This is a genomic window from Herbiconiux moechotypicola, assembly GCF_024979255.1.
Classification (GTDB): Bacteria; Actinomycetota; Actinomycetes; order Actinomycetales; family Microbacteriaceae; genus Herbiconiux; species Herbiconiux moechotypicola.
Genome location: NZ_JANLCN010000009.1, coordinates 65863 through 84393 on the forward strand (window position 1 = coordinate 65863; position 18531 = coordinate 84393).

Sequence of the window (18531 nt, forward strand, 5' to 3'; positions counted from 1 at the left end):
CACTCTATTCATTCAGCCGCTGTTCGGCGGGGACGGTTTGGCCGCCCCTGCCGCCTGGGGAAGAATGGGCCGCATGGCCTATGAGTTCGAGCGCACGCAGAGAGTCGCCGTCGTCGGGGGAGGGCCGGGCGGCTACGAGGCGGCACTCGCTGCCGCACAGCTCGGTGCCGACGTCACGCTCGTGGAGGCGGTGGGCGTGGGAGGGTCGGCGGTCATCACCGACGTGGTGCCGTCGAAGACGCTCATCGCGGTGGCGGAGGCCACCAACGCCATCGGCGAGGCGGCCGACCTCGGCGTGCAGTTCTTCTCACGCAGCGATACCACGGGCCGGCCGGTGCGGCCGGAGGTGGCGGTGAACCTGGGTCAGGTCAACAAGCGCCTGCTCAGCCTGGCCCGGCAGCAGTCGGAGGACATGCGGGCCAACCTCATCCGTGCCGGGGTCTCGATCGTCACCGGTCACGGGCGGCTGGACGGCCCCGACTCGGTGGTCATCTCCACCGCTGCGGGGCCCGAGGGCACCGACTTCGACCAGATCGACGCCGACACCATCGTCGTCTCCGTGGGCGCGAGCCCGCGCATCCTGAGCTCGGCCGTGCCCGACGGCGAACGCATCTTCACCTGGACGCAGCTCTACGGGCTGCAGGCGGTGCCCGAGCACCTCATCGTGGTGGGATCGGGCGTCACCGGCGCCGAGTTCGCCTCGGCCTACACCGCGCTCGGCTCGAAGGTCACCCTCATCTCCTCGCGCGACCAGGTGCTGCCGGGAGAGGACGCCGACGCGGCCGCGGTGATCGAGAACGTGTTCAAGCGCAACGGCATGACGGTGCTGTCGAAGTCGCGCGCCGACTCGGTCGAGCGCACGGCCACCGGCGTGGTGGCCACGCTCTCCGACGGCACGAAGGTGGAGGGGTCGCACTGTCTGATGGCGGTCGGCTCGATCCCCAACACCAAGGGCATCGGCCTCGAGGAGGCGGGGGTACAGCTCAGCGAGTCGGGGCACATCCGGGTCAACCGGGTCGCCCGTACGAGCGCGCCCAACATCTACGCCGCGGGTGACTGCACCACCTTCCTGCCGCTGGCCTCGGTGGCGTCGATGCAGGGGCGCACCGCGATGTTCCACGCGATGGGCGACGCGGTGTCGCCGACGGAACTGCGCAACGTGGCGTCGAACATCTTCACCCAGCCGCAGATCGCGACGGTGGGATGGACGCAGCGGCAGATCGAGGAGGGCATCGCCCAGGGCGACATCTACAAGCTGCCTCTGTCGTCGAACCCGCGCGCGAAGATGATGGGCATCAAGGACGGCTTCGTGAAGCTGTTCGCCCGTACCGGTTCGGGCACCGTGATCGGCGGCGTGGTCGTGGCGCCGAACGCCTCGGAGCTCATCTTCCCGATCGCCCTGGCGGTGGAGCACCGGCTCACGGTCGACCAGGTCTCCCGGGCGTTCACGGTCTACCCGTCGCTGTCGGGCTCCATCTCGGATGCGGCGCGCGCGATGCACATCGTGCTCTAGGCGGGCGCGCCCGAGCCTCCCGCCGCCGGCCGCACCAGCGCGCGTAGCCCCGCCCACACCTCGGCCTCGATCTCGACGAGGGACCGCGTCTCCCCGTCGGCCAGCCACTGCCGGAAGGCCACGCCGAACACGGTGACGGCCGTCTGTGCGGCCAGGCTCGCCTCGGGCTCGGGATGGCCCCGCCGGCGGAGCGCCTCGCCGAGCGCCTCGCCGAGCGCCGCCATCTTGAGCGACTCCCGTTCGAGCAGCGCCGGGTTCGCGACGATCACCGACTGCCTCACCCGCGAGTGCGCGCGGTGCTCGTCGGGAAAGAACGAGGCGGCCGCCGTGAGCGCCGCGGCGACCGTGCCCAGGGCGTCGAGCTCGGGAACGGCGGCGACGATCCCCTCCACGAAGCCGTTCTGGAACTGCTCCTGCCCGCCGAACAGCACCTCGCGCTTGTCGGCGAAGTGACGGAAGTAGGTGCGTTCGGTGACACCGGCGGCGGCGGCGATCTCGGCCGTCGTGGTGACCTCGAAGCCCTGGGCGGCGAACAGCTCGAGCGCGACCGCCCGCAGTCGGTCGCGCGTACCCGGTTCCCATCTCGCCATGCCTCCGATCCTAGTGGTGACAGTCACTGACATCGAGGTGTACGCTGATGTCAGCGACTGACGACAGTTGCTGACATCGCCGGAGGCGGACGATCCCTCCGGTGCAGAAAGGACACATCATGCGCGTCTTCGTCACCGGAGCCTCCGGCTGGATCGGCTCGGCCGCCGTCGCAGAGCTCCTGCAGGCCGGGTACGAGGTGGTCGGGCTCGCCCGCTCCGACCGCTCGGCCGCCGCCCTCGAGAGCGTGGGCGCCGTCGTGCGCCGCGGCGAGCTCGACGACCTCGAGGGGCTCCGCGCCGGTGCCCGCGACTCCGACGCCGTCATCCACCTCGCCAACAAGCACGACTGGAGCGACCCGGCCGAGTCGAACCGCGCCGAGCGCGCCTCCGTGCAGGCGCTGCTCGACGAGCTCGAGGGCTCGGGCAAGCGCTTCCTCGTCGCCTCGGGTGTCGCGGGACTGGCCAGGGGGCGTGCCTCGACCGAGGCCGACCCCTCGCCGTCGGTGGGTCCGGATGCGCCCCGCGGCGGCACCGAGAACCTCGCCTTCGACTACCTCGACCGCGGCGTCGAGTCCATCGCACTCCGCTTCGCGCCCACGGTGCACGGGATGCACGACCACGGCTTCATCGCGGCGATCGTCGCGGCGGCGAAGGCGACCGGGGTCTCGGCCCACGTCGGCGACGGCACGAACGGCTGGGCGGCGGTGCACCGCTCCGATGCGGCCCGGATGATCCGGCTCGGGCTCGAGAAGGCACCGGCCGGGGCGCGGCTGCACGCTGTGGGTGAGGAGTCGGTGCCCACGAGGCGGATCGCCGAGACGATCGGGCGAGGCCTCGGCCTGCCGGTCACGAGCGTGGCCCCCGCCGACGCGGTGGCGCACTTCGGGTTCATCGGCGCGTTCTTCGCGATGGACCTGTCCTCGACCAGCCTCGCGACCCAGGGGCTGCTGGGCTGGACGCCCGTCGGCCCGACGCTCGCGGCCGACCTCGAGGCGGGGGCGTACTACCCGGTCTGAGCGCGGCCTCAGGCGATGTCGAGCAGTACGTGACCCGAGGAGACCGTGGCGCCGATGGTGGCGGAGACGTTCGTGACCGTGCCGTCTTTGTGGGCCGTGATGGGTTGCTCCATCTTCATGGCCTCCAGCACGAGCACGAGGTCGCCCTTCACCACGGTGTCGCCGTCGGCGACCGCGAGCTTCACCACGGTGGCCTGCATGGGCGCCTTCACCGAGTCGCCGGTGGCGGTCGACACACCGCCCACCGCCGCACCGCGGCGCTTCGGCGCCGCGCCGGCGCTGCGGCCCGCCCCGCCCGCCGCTCCTGCGGCGCGCGCCCCGGCGGCCACGAGGGTGGCCGGCAGGGCCACCTCGATGCGCTTGCCGTCGACCTCCACCACCACGGTGCGGCGCTCGGCGGCCGGCGCGGCCTCCTCGAGCGATCCGCTCCACGGCTCGGCCGGGTTCACGTAGTCGGTCTCGATCCAGCGCGTGTACACCGAGAACGGCTCGCCGTCCTGCGGGGCGAACGCCGGGTGGCGCACGATGTCGCGGTGGAACGGCAGCACCGTGGGCAGACCCGCCACCTCGAACTCCTCGAGGGCGCGGCGGGCGCGCTCCAGCGCCTCCTCGCGGTTCGCGCCGGTGACGATCAGCTTGGCCAGAAGCGAGTCGAACGACCCGGAGACCACGTCGCCCGACTGCACGCCGGAGTCGACGCGCACGCCGGGACCCGCGGCGGGCTTGAACACGTGCACCGGGCCGGGGGCGGGGAGGAAGCCGCGACCGGGGTCTTCTCCGTTGATGCGGAACTCGAAGGAGTGCCCGCGCGGCGCCGGGTCGTCGTAGTCGAGCGTGCCGCCCTCGGCGAGCCGGAACTGCTCCCGCACCAGGTCGATGCCGGTGACCTCCTCGGAGACCGGGTGCTCCACCTGGAGCCGGGTGTTCACCTCGAGGAAGGAGACCGTGCCGTCTTTGCCGACGAGGAACTCGCAGGTGCCCGCGCCCTGGTAGCCGACCTCGCGCAGGATGGCCTTCGAGGCCGAGTACAGCAGCGCGTTCTGCTCGGCGCTGAGGTAGGGCGCGGGGGCCTCCTCGACGAGCTTCTGATGCCTGCGCTGCAGCGAGCAGTCGCGGGTGGAGACCACCACGACGTTGCCGTAGGCGTCGGCCAGGCACTGGGTCTCGACGTGGCGCGGCTGGTCGAGGTACTTCTCGACGAAGCACTCGCCGCGGCCGAACGCCGCGATGGCCTCACGGGTGGCCGACTCGAACAGCTCGGGCACCTCGTCGATCGTGCGGGCCACCTTGAGGCCGCGGCCGCCGCCGCCGAACGCCGCCTTGATGGCCACGGGCAGACCGTGCACGGCGACGAAGTCGAGCACCTCGTCGGCACCGGAGACCGGGTCGAGCGTGCCGGGTGCCAGCGGCGCCCCGACCTTCTCGGCCACGTGGCGGGCGGAGACCTTGTCGCCGAGCTTCTCGATGGCCTCGGGCGACGGGCCGATCCAGGTGAGGCCGGCGTCGATCACGGCGCGGGCGAAGTCGGCGTTCTCGGCGAGGAAGCCGTAGCCGGGGTGCACGGCGTCGGCACCCGAGCGGCGCGCCACCGAGAGCAGCTTGTCGATGACCAGGTAGGTCTCGGCGCTCGTGGTGCCGCCGAGGGCGTAGGCCTCGTCGGCGAGCTGCACGTGCAGGGCATCTCTGTCCTGGTCGGCGTAGACGGCCACCGAGCCGATTCCGCTGTCGCGGGCGGCGCGGACGACGCGGACGGCGATCTCGCCACGGTTGGCGATGAGGACCTTGGAGATACGCGGCATGATCCCCAAGCTTATTGCGGCAGCCGATCGCCCCTTTGGCATGTAGGCACAAAAATCACCGCGCCGGCCATCGCGGTGTCTACAACGGCGGCCGGTTCCAGAGGCTGGTCCAGTCGATGCCGAAGCCCTTCAGCAGGTCGCGCACGACGGGCAGCGACAGTCCCACGACGGCCGAAGGGGCACCTGAGACCGACCGGATGAACGGAGCCGCGAGGCCGTCGATGGTGAAGGCCCCCGCCACCAGCAGCGGTTCGCCCGAGGCGACGTAGGCGTCGATCTCGGCGTCGGAGATGTCCTCGGCGAAGCTCAGCCCGGCCTGGTCGGTGCGACCGGCAGCGCCCCGGCGCTCACCCCCGCGGTGGTCGATCAGGCAGTGACCCGAGTGCAGCGTCCCGCTCCGACCCCGCTGCGCCAGCCAGCGCTCGCGCGCCACCTCGGGCCGGTGGGGCTTGCCGTAGGTCACGCCGTCGAGCTCGAACGCGGAGTCGCCTCCGAGCACGAACCCGTCGACGAGCGAGCCGTCGGGCGCGCATCCGGGTGCCCCGTACGCCCCCGCCGCGATGGCGGCCGCCACCGCCTCGGCCTTGGCCTCGGCGAGCAGCTGCACCATCTCGCCCGGGCCGAGCGGGCCGCGCTGCGCCTCCGCCTCGCGTACCGCGGCGTCTTCGTCGACCTCGGAGGGCAGCACCACCGGCTCGATGCCGATCTGCCGCAGCAGGGTCAGCCTGGCCGGAGACGTGGAGGCGAGATAGAGGCGCACGGGCCACCTTCCTGACGGCGAGCGTGTGGGATGCTCGGATGATGGATTCCCACCGCGACGAGCTCGTCGAGCTGCAGACCACCACCGTAGCCCACGGGGGCGTGTCGATCGCCCGGCTCGACGGCCGCGTGGTGTTCGTCGCCGACGCGGTGCCGGGCGAGCGCGTGCTCGCCCGCGTCACCGACGACGCGAAGAGCTCGTTCTGGCGCGCCGATACCGTCGAGGTGCTCGACGCCTCGCCCGATCGTGTGCCCCACGTGTGGTCCGCCGCCTCGCTCGACCGGGCTCCCGGCGAGCGGGCGGGCGGCGCGGAGTTCGGGCACATCGCCCTGCCCCGGCAGCGGTCGCTCAAGGCCGAGGTGCTGCAGGATGCGCTGCGCCGCTTCGGCGGCATCGACCGGGTGGTCGAGGTGGAGGCGATCGGTGACGGCGCCCGCGCGCAGACGGGCACGGGGTGGCGCACCCGCGTGCGGCTCCAGGTCGACTCCGAGGGCCGGGTCGGTCCGTACGCGGCGCGCACCCACCACGTCGTGCCCGTGGAGGACCACCCACTGGCCACGCCCGCGATCGCCGCCGAGGCGCCGCTCGGTCGCCGGCTGGAGGGCGCCGCCGCCGTGGAGCTGCTCGAGACCTCCGGCGGCGAGGTGCGGATGCGGCGGGTGGCTGCCAAGCCCGCCGCGCGCTCGGCCGCGAAACCCGTCACCATCGTGGAGCGGGTGGGGGAGCGCGAGTTCCGCGTGGCCGAGGACGGCTTCTGGCAGGTGCACGCCGACGCCGCACGCACCCTGTCGGAAGCGGTCGGCGATCTCGCCGTGGACGAGCTCTTCGACCCTCGCGCGTCGAACCTCGACCTCTACGGCGGGGTGGGGCTGCTGGCCGCCGCCCTCGGTGACCGCTACGGCCAGGCGCTGCGCATCACCAGCGTCGAGAGCGACTCCGCCGCCACCGACCACGCCGCCGAGAACCTCGCCGAGTGGGTGGGCGCGCAGGCGATCACGGCCAGGGTCGACCGCTATCTCGCCGAGCTGGAACGGACCGCCGGCGTCGAGGAGCGCCGCAGGCTCGCACGCGGGTCGGCCGTCATCGACCCGCCCCGGTCAGGGGCCGGCCGCGCGGTCGTCGAGTCGCTCGCCCGCCTCGGGCTCGCCCAGGTGGTGTACGTGGCGTGCGACCCCGTCGCCTTCGCGCGCGACGCGGGCACCTTTCGCGAAGCCGGCTATGAGCTCGGCCGCGTGCGCGCCTTCGACCTCTTCCCGCACACGCACCACCTCGAGGCCGTCGGGGTGTTCACCCGATCGCAGGAGAGCTCCCCGGCCTAGACTGGAGGCCGGTCGAGACGAGGGGCGGGGTGATGCAGGACCAGTCGGTCACGGTCGCCATCGTCGACGACCACGAGTCGGTGCGACTCGGCATCCGGGCCGCGTGCCAGGAGCAGGGCTTCGAGGTCGTGGCCGCCACGGCATCGGTGAGCGAGCTGTGGGTGCAACTCGCGGGCCGCGGTTGCGACGTGGTCGTGCTCGACCTGAGCCTGGGCGACGGCTTCACGGTCACCGAGAACGTGCAGCACGTCCGCTCGATGGGCGCCGCCGTGCTCGTGCACAGCATCGCCGACCGCGTGTTGCTCGTGCGGGAGGCGCTCGCCGCCGGCGCGGGCGGCGTCATCCCGAAGTCGGCGCCCGCGGGCACCGTCATGGCCGCAGTGGCCACCCTCGCCGCGGGCGGGGTGCTCAACAACCTCGAGTGGGCCAGCGCGATCGACGCCGACCCCGAGTTCGGCCGCGCCCAGCTCGCCCAGCGCGAGCGCGACGTGCTGCACCTCTACGCCTCCGGCCTCCCGCTCTCCCAGGTGGCGCTGAAGCTCGGCATCAAGGTCTCCACCGCCAAGGAGTACCTCGACCGCATCCGGGCGAAGTACGTCGAGGTGGGCAGGCCCGCCCGGTCGAAGGTGGAACTGCTGCGCCGCGCGATGGAGGACGGGATCCTCGCCATCGACGAGCGCGGTCATGTCCGCTGACGTCCTGCTCAATCCGGCGCCCGCTCCGCGCAGTCGCGAGCGCATCGACCTCACCCTGGCGCGTCTCGTGGGTCTGTTCGGCTTCGTGTTCGCGGCCCTGTCCATCCCGGTGCTGAACTCCTCGGTGCCCACCCTCAAGCCGGAGTGGGCCTGGGGAGTCCCGATCGTGCTGTTCGGGGCGATCACCGCGTGCTCGGTGTGCTCGGTGATCGGGCGCGGGATCCGGGTGAGCATGGGCGTGTTCGCCCTGGTGTTCGTGGTCACGCTCGCCCTCTGGCCGCTCGCGGTGCGCACGCCCGAGGCCGCGGTCGGCACGCAGCCCTGGCTCTGGTACATCGTGACGGTCGCCTGCGGTGCCGCCGGCATCGCCTTCCCGACCCGCTGGGCGGCGGTCTACACCGTCGGGGTGCCGCTCGTGTTCGCGGGCCTCAGACTGCTGCCGGCCGGAGGGGCGGCCCCGTGGTACTCGGCGGTGCTCGACGCGTTCTACGCCTTCGTGCTCGGGTCGAGCATCCTCATCGTCATCACCCTGCTGCGGTCGACCGCCACCCAGGTCGACCGGGCCAGGGTCACCGCGATGCGCAGCTACGCCGAGGCGGCCAAGCGTCACGCCGCCGACGAGGAGCGGAGCCGCATCGACACGGTCATCCACGATCGCGTGCTGTCGACGCTGCTGGCGGCCGCGCGGTCGAGCCGTCCCGACGACCGCGCGCTCACGGTGCTCATGGCCGAGCGCGCGCTGGTGGCCCTGCAGAGCGCGGAGGCCGAGACCGACGGGGGCGCCGAGGTGGAGCTCGAGGTACTGGTGACGCGGTGCCGGGCGCTCGCCGCGACCCTCACCGCTGAGATCGGCTTCGCCGTCGAGGGCGACACCCGCGGGCGGCTGCCGGGTCGGGTGGTGGAGGGCGCGTACTCCGCGACCGTGCAGGCGATCGAGAACAGCGTGCAGCACGCCGGGCCCGCCGCCGAGAGGAGCATCACGCTGAGTGCCCGGCGCTCGCTCAACCCCGGCGGCGACGCGGTCGTCTCCGAGTTCCGCATCGTGGTGGCCGACACGGGGCGGGGGTTCGACACGACCGGCGTTCCGGCCGACCGGCTCGGGCTGCGCATCTCGATCCGGGAGCGGATGCTCGCGGTCGGCGGGCGCGCCGAGGTGCTCTCCACGCCCGGTGAGGGTACCCGCGTCGTGATCGAGTGGCGGGCGGGTGAGTCATGATCACGGTACCGAGGTGGGTGCTCGTGGGGCTGGCCGGGGTGTTCTCGGCCTTCCACATCGTGCTCGGCGTCTCGGCGCTCGAGGTGCCGGAGACACCGGGCCCCTCCATCGTCGCGATGGCGCTGTACGGCGCTGCGACCGTGCTGAGCCTCGCGCCCTCGGAGTCGTCGCGGCTGGCGCTGCCGATCGCGGCGGCCAACATCGCCGTGACGGCGGCCGGTCTCATCCTGGTGCTCAGCCAACTCGACCCCCGCGATTCCAACGGCTACGCCACCTGGATCGTCGGCGCCGTCGGCACGCTCATGACCATCACGGCGGTGCGCCTGCGGCCGGGATTCGCCTGGACCGGGATCGGGGTGATGGTGGTGGGCATGCTCATCTGGGCGCGCGACCCGCTGCAATTGCCCGTGCTCGGCGTGATCGGCGGCCCGATCTGGGTGGGCATCGCCCACGCGGCGACGATCGCGGTGGCCAGGTCGCGCCGCGACGCGCTGCTGTTCGAGCAGGCCGAGCAGCGCGCCGTGGCCTGGCACGCCCAGGAGGAGGCCGAGTTCTTCGAGCGTCGCGTGCGCCTGGCTCAGATGCGCACCCGGGTGGCGCCGATGCTGCGGCGGATCGTGACCTCCGACGGCGAGCTCGACGACGAGGCTCGGTTGGAGTGCCTGCACCTGGAGGCGGCCATGCGCGACGAGATCAGGGGCCGGAGGCTCCTCGACGACCGGGTGCGCGAAGCCGTGCTCGATGCTCGCCGGCGCGGGGTGCACGTGACCCTGCTCGACGACGGCGGGGTCGACGACCTCGAGCCCGCCGCGATGCGGCGCATCGCCTCGGTGATCGCCGACAACCTCGCCCGCACGAGGGCGGACCGCGTGATCGTGCGCACCTCCCCGCGCGACGACGATGTGGCCGTCACCATCGTGGGACTCACCGACGCCGACGCCGGAGACCCAGACGAGGACGCCGTGCTCCAGCTCTGGCTCGAGGTGCCGCGCACCGCGGGCAGTGAGAGCGGATGAATGAAGTCGGGGGCCGGTGTGTTCACCGACCCCCGAAAGCATCCGAGTCAGGGCGACAACCCGAATATCGCCCTGACTCGCCCCCGGAAGACGGATCCGCTTACCCTAGTCGACCCGTCTCCGGCGGTGCACCCCGTGAGAGGCACACCTAGCAATGACTATCCTCACCGCAGTGGGGCCGGTGCGCAGTAGGCACTTCGGAGGACATTTTCGTCTGCGGACACAGCTGTCACACACAGAACGTTCAGAAAAGCGCGAAGCCGAACGGCGGTCAGCCCGAGAAGCCGCGCCACGCGTCGGGGCCCGGGCGCAGCGGTGCGCGCAGGGCACGGCTGCTGCGATCCCACGCCGACGGGCCGATGCGCACCTCGTGCTGCAGCGAGTCGAGCTCGTCGCCCACCGCCGCCTGCACCACGGCGGTGACGGCGGCGAGCTCCTCGGCGGTCACCGAGCGGGTGAGCACGCGGATCGCCGGGGTGTCGGCAGGGTCGTCGGTCGAGGTGTCCACACCGTCGAGGCTACATTAGAAGCTCAGGCGCGACGGGGGAGACGGGATGAGGAACACCGCGAGGTTCGTCGGGAGGTACCTCTCCACGGTGCCGCTCAGCATCGGGTTCGCCGCGTTCATCGTGGTCACCTCGCTCGTGGTGGGCACCTTCTTCGCTCCACCCTCCGAGATCACCCGCGACACCTGGGCTGCGGGGGTCACCACCGTCATCGACATGGGCCACTGGTGGACGGTCATCACCGCGCTCGGCATTCCGTGGGATCCCTTCCAGCTGGTCTGGGGCGTGCTCGCCTCCCTCGTGCTGCTCGGCGTGGCCGAACGGATGCTCGGGAGGGTCAGGCTCGTCGCCGTCTTCCTCGTGACGGGCCTCCTGGGCGTGGGCCTCGGCGTGCTCGTGCAGTGGATCGGCTCGCTCGCGGGCGAGTGGTGGGCCGACGGTACCAGCTACGACCTCACCATGGACCCGCTCACCCCGATCGTCGGCGCACTGGTGGCCTCCACGGCCGTGATGGGCCCGCTCTGGAGGCGGCGCATCCGGCTCGTCGTGTTCGGTCTGCTCATCATGTTCGCCCTCTACGTCGGCGACACCTCGACCGTCTACCGCCTCATCGCGGGTGTCTCGGGACTGGTGCTCGGCCACCTGCTCTCGGGCCGGAGCCGGCGCATCACATGGCTGAAGAGCTCGTTCGGCGAGGTGCGGGTGCTCGTCGCCACCATCGTCGTGATCGTGGCGATCGGCCCCCTGGTGTCGCTGCTCGACCCCAACGGCAGCGGCGCCTTTGGCCTGGCGGGCAGCTTCTACGGCGACATCTTCCCGACCGCGGCCGACATCGAGGAGCTCTGCTCCACCGCCACGTCGACGGTGTGCGACGACGTGACCCGGCTCGCCCAGCTCGGCGGGGTCGGGCCTGTCGTGCAGACCTTCGTGCCGCTGGCCCTGTTACTCCTGGCCGCGTGGGGTCTGCGGCGCGGCCGGCGGTTCGCGCTGTGGCTCGGCATCGCCACCAACCTCGCCCAGATCGTGCTCGCCTTCGTCTTCCTCGGCCTGGTCGCCTCCTTCATCCCGGAGGACACCGACACCAGCGCGCTCGGCGCCATCGACATCGGCGAGTACATCGTGTGGGCCGGCTCCACCGTCGCGGTGCCCGCGGCCGTGGCCGTGCTGCTCTTCGTGCAACGCCGCCGGTTCGCGCTCAAGGCGCCGCGGGAGGCCGTCATCCGGTTCGCCGTCACCGTCGCGGCCGGGTTCGCGGTGCTCGCGCTGGTCTACAGCATCGCCGGGGCGTTCGTGATCGGCTCGTACCTGCCGCAGGGCACGACCGTGGTGGAGTTGGTGCTCGACCTGCCCAGGCGGTTCCTCCCCGTGACGATCATCGGCGTCACCGGCGACGCGCTGGTGCCTCCGGCGGGTGTGGCGCTCGTGCTGTTCCAATGGATCGGGCCGGCCTTCTGGATTGTCTTCACGGTCGCGGCGTTCCAGCTTCTGCAGGCCGACGAGCAGTCGGTCTCGGTGGGCGACCACCAGCGCATCCGGGCCCTGCTGCGGAGGGGCGGTGGCGGAACACTGGGGTGGATGACGACCTGGCCGGGCAACGTCTACTGGTTCAACCAGGCCGGGGATGCGGCGGTGGCGTACCGGGTCATCAACGGTGTCGCGATCACGATGTCCGACCCGGTGTGCCTCCCGGGAACGGAGCGAGACGTGGTGCGGGACTTCGCGGCCTTCTGCGACGCGCACAGCTGGATCCCCGTGTTCTACAGCGTGCACGACCAGTTCCTCCCCGTCTTCGACGAGATGGAGTGGCAACACATGTCGGTGGGCGAGGAGACCCTCATGCACCCGCAGACGCTCGAGATGACGGGCAAGGCCTGGCAGAACGTGCGCTCCTCGCTCAACCGCGGCGTGCGCGAGGGCATGACCACGCTGTGGACCACCTACGACGAGCTCTCCCGGCCCTACGTCGCGCAGATCAACGCCATCTCGGAGGCGTGGGTGTCGGAGAAGGAGCTGCCCGAGATGGGCTTCACGCTCGGCGCGCTCGAGGAGATCAAGGACCCCGACGTGGCGCTGATGCTGGCCCTCGATTCGGAGGGGCGGATCGCCGCCGTGACGAGCTGGCTGCCGATGTACCGCGACGGGATCGCCGTGGGCTACACCCTCGACTTCATGCGGCGGGCCGACGAGTCGATGGGCGGCACGATGGAGTTCCTCATCGCCTCGGCCGCGCTCCACATGAAGGAGCTCGGCGTGGAGGTGCTGAGCCTCTCGGGGGCGCCGCTGGCCCAGGCGCCGCTGCCCAAGGGTGCCGAGGCGCCGGCGCCGACGGTGATGACCGAGCTGAGCGAGTTCCTCGCCAAGACGCTCGAGCCGGCCTACGGTTTCTCCTCCCTGTTCAAGTTCAAGGCCAAGTTCAACCCCACCTACTCCACCATCCACATGGCCTACCCCGACCCGCTCGCGCTCCCCACCATCGGCGGGGCGATCGGCAAGGCCTACCTGCCCTCGATGTCGGCCAAGGAGGCCGTGTCGCTCGTGCGTACTCTGGTGCGCTGAATCCCCTCGAAAGGAACCCATGTCCTGGTTGGTCACCGGAGGAGCCGGCTACATCGGCTCGCACGTCGTCGTCGCGCTCAAGGAGGCGGGCATGACCCCCGTCGTGCTCGACGACCTCTCGAGCGGGCACGCGGAGTTCGTGCCCGCCGACGTGCCGTTCGTCGAGGGCAGCATCCTCGACGCCGAGCTGGTCTCGCGCACCATCGCCGAACACGGGGTCACCGGGGTCATCCACATCGCCGGCTTCAAGTACGCCGGCGTCTCGGTGCAGCGCCCGCTGCACACCTACGAGCAGAACGTCACCGGCATGGCGGTGCTGCTGAAGGCCGCACTCGAGCAGGGCGTCGACAAGGTCGTGTTCTCGTCCAGCGCCGCCGTCTACGGCACCCCGCCCACCGACATCGTCACCGAGGACACCCCGAAGAGCCCCGAGAGCCCCTACGGCGAGTCGAAGCTCATCGGCGAATGGCTGCTGCGCGACCTCGGCGTCTCCGACGGCCTGAAGCACACCTCGCTGCGCTACTTCAACGTCGTCGGCTCGGGCAGCCCCGCGCTCTACGACACCAGCCCGCACAACCTCTTCCCGCTCGTGTTCGACGCCCTCCTCGCCGGCAAGACGCCGCGCATCAACGGCACCGACTACCCCACGCCCGACGGCACCTGCGTGCGCGACTACATCCACGTGGCCGACCTCGCGCTCGCCCACGTCGAGGCCGCCCGCGCGCTCGACGCCGGCACCCCGCTGCTGCCCGCCTACAACCTCGGCTCGGGCGACGGCGTCTCGGTGCGCCAGATCATGACCGCCGTCGCCGCCGCCACGGGCATCCCGTTCACCCCGGAAGAGGCACCGCGCCGCCCCGGCGACCCGGCTCAGATCGTCGCCACCGGCGAACTCGCCGCCCGCGACCTCGACTGGAAGATGCGGCACAGTCTCGACGACATGGTGAGGTCGGCCTGGGAGGCGCGGGAGGCTGCCGCTCTGTAGTGCGCGGGGCGCGAGGGGGCCGGGTGATCCCACCCCCGCCTAGGGGTTGAGCGAGCTCAAAGGCGGCGGGGGTGTGATCACCCGGCCCCCTCGCTCACGCACGAACAGATCCCTTCCCCCCAGACAGAGGAGGGGGAAGGGAAAGAGACAAAAATGAGGGATGCGGTCGCGAGACTGCGTTCTCGTGCGGGGTGTTGTGCGGAAACGAACGCAACAGGCCGTTATCGATGACCCAGGGCGCCGGCCCGGCCGCGAGAGCGACCGGACCGGCGCATGCCGCCTGCGCCGCAGAAGCGGCGGCGCAGCAATCAGAGCGGTATGTTCCCGTGCTTCTTCGGCGGCAGGGAGGCGCGCTTGGTCTTGAGGGCGCGGAGGGCCTTGGTGACGGAGACGCGGGTGGCGGCGGGTTCGATGACGCCGTCGAGTTCGCCGCGTTCGGCGGCGAGGAAGGGGCTGGCGACGTTGTAGGTGTACTCGTTGGCGAGTTTGGTGCGCACGGCGGCGACGTCTTCGCCGGCCTCCTCGGCGCGCTTGATCTCGCCGCGGTAGAGGATGTTGACGGCGCCCTGACCGCCCATGACGGCGATCTCGGCGGTGGGCCAGGCGAGGTTGATGTCGGCGCCGAGCTGCTTGGAGCCCATGACGATGTAGGCGCCGCCGTAGGCCTTGCGCAGGATGACCGTGACCAGCGGCACGGTGGCCTCGGCGTAGGCGTAGAGGAGCTTCGCGCCGCGGCGGATGACGCCGGTCCACTCCTGGTCGGTGCCCGGCAGGTAGCCCGGCACGTCGACGAGGGTGAGGATGGGGATGGAGAACGAGTCGCAGAAGCGCACGAAGCGCGCGGCCTTCTCGCCGGCCTCGATGTTGAGCGTGCCGGCCATGGCGCTCGGCTGGTTCGCCACGATGCCGACGCTCCGGCCCTCGATGCGGGCGAAGCCCACCACGATGTTGGGCGCGTAGAGCGGCTGGGTCTCGAGGAACTCGCCGCCGTCGACCAGGTGCTCGATGACGGTGTGCACGTCGTAGGGCTGGTTCGGCGAGTCGGGGATGACGGTGTTGAGCTTGCGGTCCGCATCCGTGATCTCGAGCTCGACCTCGCTGTCGTAGACGGGCAGCTCGGCGAGGTTGTTGTCGGGCAGGTAGCTGAGCAGGGCGCGGGCGTAGTCGAGCGCGTCGTCCTCGTCGCTGGCGAGGTAGTGCGAGACGCCCGAGACCTTGTTGTGGGTGAGCGCGCCGCCGAGCTCCTCCATGCCCACGTCTTCGCCGGTGACCGTCTTGATCACGTCGGGACCGGTGACGAACATCTGCGAGGTCTTGTCGACCATGATGACGAAGTCGGTGAGGGCGGGGGAGTAGACGGCGCCGCCGGCCGCGGGCCCCATGATGATGGAGATCTGCGGGATGACACCGGAGGCGGCCGTGTTGCGGCGGAAGATCTCGCCGTACTTGCCGAGCGCCACCACGCCCTCCTGGATGCGCGCGCCGCCCGAGTCGAGCATGCCGATGATGGGCACGCCGGTCTTCAGCGCGAGGTCCATCACCTTGATGATCTTCTCGCCGGCCACCTCGCCGAGCGAGCCGCCGAAGATGGTGAAGTCCTGCGCGTAGACCGCCACCTGACGGCCGTGGATGGTGCCGGTGCCGGTGACCACCGCGTCGCCGTAGGGGCGCGAACGCTCCATGCCGAAGGCGTGGGTGCGGTGCCGCACGAACTCGTCGATCTCGACGAAGGAGCCGTGGTCGAGCAGCTGCTCGATGCGCTCGCGGGCCGTCTTCTTGCCGCGCTTGTGCTGCTTCTCGATCGCGGCCTCGCCCGACGCGGTCACGGCCTCGTGGTAGCGGTTCTTGAGGTCGGCCAGCTTGCCCGCCGTGGTCGACATGTCGGGCTGGGTCGAGGTTGCGTCTTCACTCACGCGGTTCACTCTACCGGCCAGCCCTCCGGCCTCCTCGTTGATGAAACCCTACAAAGCTGACCCTCCCGCTTGTGCGCGGCTGACGGGCGCCGCCGGGGTCGTCGGGTACTTTGGCCGTGTGCACCCCCCCAAGCATTCGCGCCCGCATCCCCCGCTGCCCCTCGCCGAGGCGATCGCGGCGAGGCTCTCCTGGCTGCCCACGGCGGGCTCCACGAACGACGTGCTGGCCGAGCTGGCGACGGGTCCGGATGCGCGGGGCTGGCCCGACCTCGCGGTGGTCGCCACCGACGACCAGGTCGCCGGCAAGGGGCGGCTCGGCCGCAGCTGGGCGGCGCCCGCGGGCGGGTCGCTCGCGATCTCGGTGCTGCTGCGGCCCACAGGCCCCTCCGGCGCGCCGGTGCCGGTGGAGCGGTGGGGCTTCCTCCCGGTGCTCTCGGGAATCGCGATGGCGCGCGTCGTCGGCAGGCTCGTCGCAGCCGCCTCCCTGCGCTCCTCCCACGCCGAACACTCCGGCCCGGTGGGTCTGAAGTGGCCGAACGACGTGCTCATCGGCGACCGCAAGGTGTCCGGCATCCTCGCCGAGCTTCTGCCCGGAGCGGCGGGGATCGTGCTGGGTGCCGGCGTGAACCTCACGCTCTCGTCCGATCAGCTGCCCGTGCCCACCGCCACCTCCCTCGCCCTCGCCGGGGTGTCGTCGGTGAGCACGGATGCCGTGCTGGCCGGGTACCTCGACGACCTCACGGGCCTGTACCGCACCTGGTGCGCGCACGACGGCGACGCCGAGGCCGCGGGGCTGGTGGCCGAGGCGGTCCGCGCATCCGTCACCCTCGGCCGTGCGGTGCGGGTGGAGCTGCCGGGCGGTGGCGTGCGCACCGGGACGGCGACGGCGCTCGACGCCGGGGGCCGGCTCGTGGTCGAGCCCGACGACGGCGCGGAGCCGCTCGTGGTCGCGGCAGGAGACGTGACCCATCTGAGGCACGAGGCCTGAGCGCCGTGTCGCACCCCGGGCCGCTGCTGCCTCGCGACACGGAGCCCGAGAGCATCGTGCTGCGGGTGCGTCCGCACGGTCGGCGGCTGCTGCTGCCGGTGCTGGTGTTGTTCGCCACCGTGGGGGCCTACGGCTGGTTCGGTGGGCGGCTGCCGGAGGAGTGGCAGAACTGGGGCATCCTGATCGCGGCCGGCGCCCTCGTGTTCTTCGGCACGCTGCTGCCGGTGTTCGCCTGGCTCGGTCACCGCTACACCATCACCTCGCGGCGCGTCATCGCGCGCACCGGACTGTTCGTACGCCACCGGCAGGATCTCTCGCTGGAGCGGGTCACCGAGGTGCGCCTGCGCCGCACGCCGCTGCAGGCCGCCTTCGGCTCGGGCGACGTGCGGGTACTGGCCGGGCCCGAGCACGCGCTGGTGCTGCGCGACGTGCCGTCGGCGAAGCTGGTGGCCGGAATGCTCGACGAGCTGCGATAGGGGCCGGTGGGCCGCGGGCGCCGGGCGGCGGGATAATGGGTTCGTGACTTTCAGAGTGGGTGTGATCGGTGGCGGGCAGCTGGCGCGGATGATGGTGCCGCCGGCGATCGAGCTGGGCATCGACATCCGGGTGCTGGCCGAGGCCGAGGGCATGTCGGCCGCGATCGCCGCCACCGGGGTGGGCGACTACACCGACCTCGAGACGGTGCGGCGCTTCGCCGAGACCGTCGACGTGGTGACCTTCGACCACGAGCACGTGCCGCAGTCGGTGCTGCGTGCCCTCGTCGAGGCGGGCGTGGCCGTGCACCCCGGCCCGGATGCGCTGCAGTTCGCGCAGGACAAGCTGGCGATGCGCGAGCGGCTGGGCGAGCTCGGTGTGCCGATGCCTGACTGGGCCCGGGTGGAGACCCCCGCCGAGCTCGAGGAGTTCCTCGCCGGTCACGGCGGGCGCGCCGTGGTGAAGACGGCCCGCGGCGGCTACGACGGCAAGGGCGTGCGCGTGGTGGAGTCCGCCGCGCAGGCCGAGGACTGGTTCAGGGCGCTCGACGAGGACGGCCGCGGCGGGGCGCTGCTCGTGGAGGAACTGGTGGAGTTCCGGCGCGAGCTCGCGCAGCTGGTGGCCCGCCGGCCGAGCGGCGACCTCACGCTGTGGCCGGTCGTCGAGTCCGTGCAGAAGAACGGCGTGTGCGCCGAGGTGATCGCCCCCGCGCCCGGCTCGGCGGGGCGCGTGGCCGAGATGGCGGCGCGCATCGGCACGACCGTGGCCGAGGAGCTCGGCGTCACCGGCGTGCTCGCAGTGGAGCTGTTCGAGACGACGGATGAGCGCATCCTGGTGAACGAGCTCGCCATGCGCCCGCACAACACCGGGCACTGGACGATCGACGGCTCGACCACGAGTCAGTTCGAGCAGCACCTGCGTGCCGTTCTCGACCTGCCGCTCGGCGCCACCGGGCACCGCGAACCGTGGAGCGTGATGATCAACATCCTCGGCGGGCCCGCCGACGGCGACCTCGACGGGCCCGCCGCGCGGGCGCTCGCCGACCAGCCCACGGCCAAGCTCCATCTCTACGGCAAGGGCCCCCGCCCCGGCCGCAAGATCGGCCACGTCACCGTCTCGGGCGCCGAGCTCGACGCGGTCGTGTTCGACGCGCGTGCCGCTGCCGCGTTCTTCGACGACTGAACC

At 71.7% G+C, this 18531-nt stretch carries 16 protein-coding genes; 11 read left to right on the forward strand and 5 right to left on the reverse strand.

Annotation, left to right across the window (positions count from 1 at the left end; genetic code table 11):
- Window positions 1–73: 73 nt before the first annotated feature.
- Window positions 74–1513, forward strand: coding sequence for an NAD(P)H-quinone dehydrogenase (locus N1031_RS14475; RefSeq protein ID WP_259480404.1), 1440 nt, complete (start codon window positions 74–76; stop codon window positions 1511–1513).
- Here N1031_RS14475 and N1031_RS14480 read toward each other — a convergent pair.
- Window positions 1510–2103, reverse strand: coding sequence for a TetR/AcrR family transcriptional regulator (locus N1031_RS14480; RefSeq protein WP_259480405.1), 594 nt, complete (start codon window positions 2101–2103; stop codon window positions 1510–1512). The two genes, N1031_RS14475 and N1031_RS14480, sit on opposite strands and share 4 nt — an antisense overlap.
- A 119-nt stretch (window positions 2104–2222) precedes the next feature.
- Here N1031_RS14480 and N1031_RS14485 point away from each other — a divergent pair, with 119 nt between their 5' ends.
- Window positions 2223–3119 carry an SDR family oxidoreductase gene (locus N1031_RS14485; RefSeq protein WP_259480406.1) on the forward strand — a complete coding sequence of 299 codons (897 nt, stop codon included), beginning with the start codon at window positions 2223–2225 and terminating at the stop codon, window positions 3117–3119.
- An 8-nt stretch (window positions 3120–3127) separates the two neighbouring features.
- Here the strand turns inward: N1031_RS14485 and N1031_RS14490 are convergent, their stop codons facing one another.
- A complete protein-coding gene (locus tag N1031_RS14490; RefSeq protein WP_259480407.1) occupies window positions 3128–4918 on the reverse strand; it encodes an acetyl/propionyl/methylcrotonyl-CoA carboxylase subunit alpha in 1791 nt (596 codons plus the stop codon).
- A gap of 79 nt (window positions 4919–4997) precedes the next feature.
- On the reverse strand, window positions 4998–5678 hold the full coding sequence (locus tag N1031_RS14495) for a Maf family protein (RefSeq protein ID WP_259480408.1): 681 nt from the start codon (window positions 5676–5678) through the stop codon (window positions 4998–5000).
- A gap of 38 nt (window positions 5679–5716) precedes the next feature.
- Between N1031_RS14495 and N1031_RS14500 the strand changes: the two genes are divergently transcribed.
- From N1031_RS14500 to N1031_RS14515, 4 genes are read left to right on the forward strand one after another with little or no spacing between them, the layout of a single operon-like run.
- Complete coding sequence (locus N1031_RS14500; protein WP_259480409.1) at window positions 5717–6997, forward strand: class I SAM-dependent RNA methyltransferase; 1281 nt, start codon at window positions 5717–5719, stop codon at window positions 6995–6997.
- Window positions 6998–7029: 32 nt separating this feature from the next.
- Window positions 7030–7692 (forward strand): response regulator transcription factor, encoded by a 663-nt coding sequence (locus N1031_RS14505; RefSeq protein WP_259480410.1) that lies wholly within the window; start codon window positions 7030–7032, stop codon window positions 7690–7692.
- Window positions 7682–8908 carry a sensor histidine kinase gene (locus tag N1031_RS14510; RefSeq protein ID WP_259480411.1) on the forward strand — a complete coding sequence of 409 codons (1227 nt, stop codon included), beginning with the start codon at window positions 7682–7684 and terminating at the stop codon, window positions 8906–8908. The genes N1031_RS14505 and N1031_RS14510 overlap by 11 nt, the downstream gene beginning before the upstream one ends.
- Window positions 8905–9924: a DUF8320 family protein gene (locus tag N1031_RS14515; protein WP_259480412.1), complete on the forward strand. Its 1020-nt coding sequence runs from the start codon at window positions 8905–8907 to the stop codon at window positions 9922–9924. Before N1031_RS14510 ends, N1031_RS14515 begins: the two co-directional genes overlap by 4 nt.
- A gap of 271 nt (window positions 9925–10195) precedes the next feature.
- Here the strand turns inward: N1031_RS14515 and N1031_RS14520 are convergent, their stop codons facing one another.
- Complete coding sequence (locus N1031_RS14520; RefSeq protein ID WP_259480413.1) at window positions 10196–10432, reverse strand: acyl-CoA carboxylase epsilon subunit; 237 nt, start codon at window positions 10430–10432, stop codon at window positions 10196–10198.
- Window positions 10433–10478: 46 nt separating this feature from the next.
- Here N1031_RS14520 and N1031_RS14525 point away from each other — a divergent pair, with 46 nt between their 5' ends.
- Both N1031_RS14525 and galE read left to right on the forward strand, forming a co-directional pair.
- Window positions 10479–12986 carry an MprF family protein gene (locus tag N1031_RS14525; RefSeq protein WP_259480414.1) on the forward strand — a complete coding sequence of 836 codons (2508 nt, stop codon included), beginning with the start codon at window positions 10479–10481 and terminating at the stop codon, window positions 12984–12986.
- A 19-nt stretch (window positions 12987–13005) separates the two neighbouring features.
- The gene (galE, locus tag N1031_RS14530) at window positions 13006–13971 is read left to right on the forward strand and encodes a UDP-glucose 4-epimerase GalE (RefSeq protein WP_259480415.1); all 966 of its coding nucleotides are present in this window, start codon (window positions 13006–13008) and stop codon (window positions 13969–13971) included.
- 308 nt (window positions 13972–14279) lie between these two features.
- On the opposite strand, the gene N1031_RS14535 is transcribed toward galE, so the two are convergent.
- A complete protein-coding gene (locus N1031_RS14535; protein WP_259480528.1) occupies window positions 14280–15851 on the reverse strand; it encodes an acyl-CoA carboxylase subunit beta in 1572 nt (523 codons plus the stop codon).
- Between the two features lie 151 nt (window positions 15852–16002).
- Here N1031_RS14535 and N1031_RS14540 point away from each other — a divergent pair, with 151 nt between their 5' ends.
- Genes N1031_RS14540 through N1031_RS14550 form a run of 3 tightly spaced genes read left to right on the forward strand, consistent with a single transcriptional unit; the run spans window position 16003 to window position 18528 of the window.
- On the forward strand, window positions 16003–16872 hold the full coding sequence (locus N1031_RS14540; RefSeq protein WP_259480416.1) for a biotin--[acetyl-CoA-carboxylase] ligase: 870 nt from the start codon (window positions 16003–16005) through the stop codon (window positions 16870–16872).
- A 5-nt stretch (window positions 16873–16877) separates the two neighbouring features.
- Entirely contained in the window at window positions 16878–17348 is a 471-nt protein-coding gene (locus tag N1031_RS14545) for a PH domain-containing protein (RefSeq protein ID WP_259480417.1), read from the forward strand.
- Window positions 17349–17391: 43 nt separating this feature from the next.
- Window positions 17392–18528, forward strand: a complete 1137-nt coding sequence (locus N1031_RS14550; protein WP_259480419.1) for a 5-(carboxyamino)imidazole ribonucleotide synthase — start codon at window positions 17392–17394, stop codon at window positions 18526–18528.
- Window positions 18529–18531: the final 3 nt, after the last annotated feature.

Coding starts and splice junctions, on each gene's coding strand:
- N1031_RS14475 (WP_259480404.1), top strand. CDS start 74: ATGGCCTATGAGTTCGAGCGCACGCAGAGAGTCGCCGTCGTCGGGGGA.
- N1031_RS14490 (WP_259480407.1), bottom strand. CDS start 4,918: ATGCCGCGTATCTCCAAGGTCCTCATCGCCAACCGTGGCGAGATCGCC.
- N1031_RS14515 (WP_259480412.1), top strand. CDS start 8,905: ATGATCACGGTACCGAGGTGGGTGCTCGTGGGGCTGGCCGGGGTGTTC.
- N1031_RS14500 (WP_259480409.1), top strand. CDS start 5,717: ATGATGGATTCCCACCGCGACGAGCTCGTCGAGCTGCAGACCACCACC.
- N1031_RS14535 (WP_259480528.1), bottom strand. CDS start 15,851: ATGTCGACCACGGCGGGCAAGCTGGCCGACCTCAAGAACCGCTACCAC.
- N1031_RS14480 (WP_259480405.1), bottom strand. CDS start 2,103: ATGGCGAGATGGGAACCGGGTACGCGCGACCGACTGCGGGCGGTCGCG.
- N1031_RS14505 (WP_259480410.1), top strand. CDS start 7,030: ATGCAGGACCAGTCGGTCACGGTCGCCATCGTCGACGACCACGAGTCG.
- N1031_RS14485 (WP_259480406.1), top strand. CDS start 2,223: ATGCGCGTCTTCGTCACCGGAGCCTCCGGCTGGATCGGCTCGGCCGCC.
- N1031_RS14510 (WP_259480411.1), top strand. CDS start 7,682: ATGTCCGCTGACGTCCTGCTCAATCCGGCGCCCGCTCCGCGCAGTCGC.
- galE (WP_259480415.1), top strand. CDS start 13,006: ATGTCCTGGTTGGTCACCGGAGGAGCCGGCTACATCGGCTCGCACGTC.
- N1031_RS14525 (WP_259480414.1), top strand. CDS start 10,479: ATGAGGAACACCGCGAGGTTCGTCGGGAGGTACCTCTCCACGGTGCCG.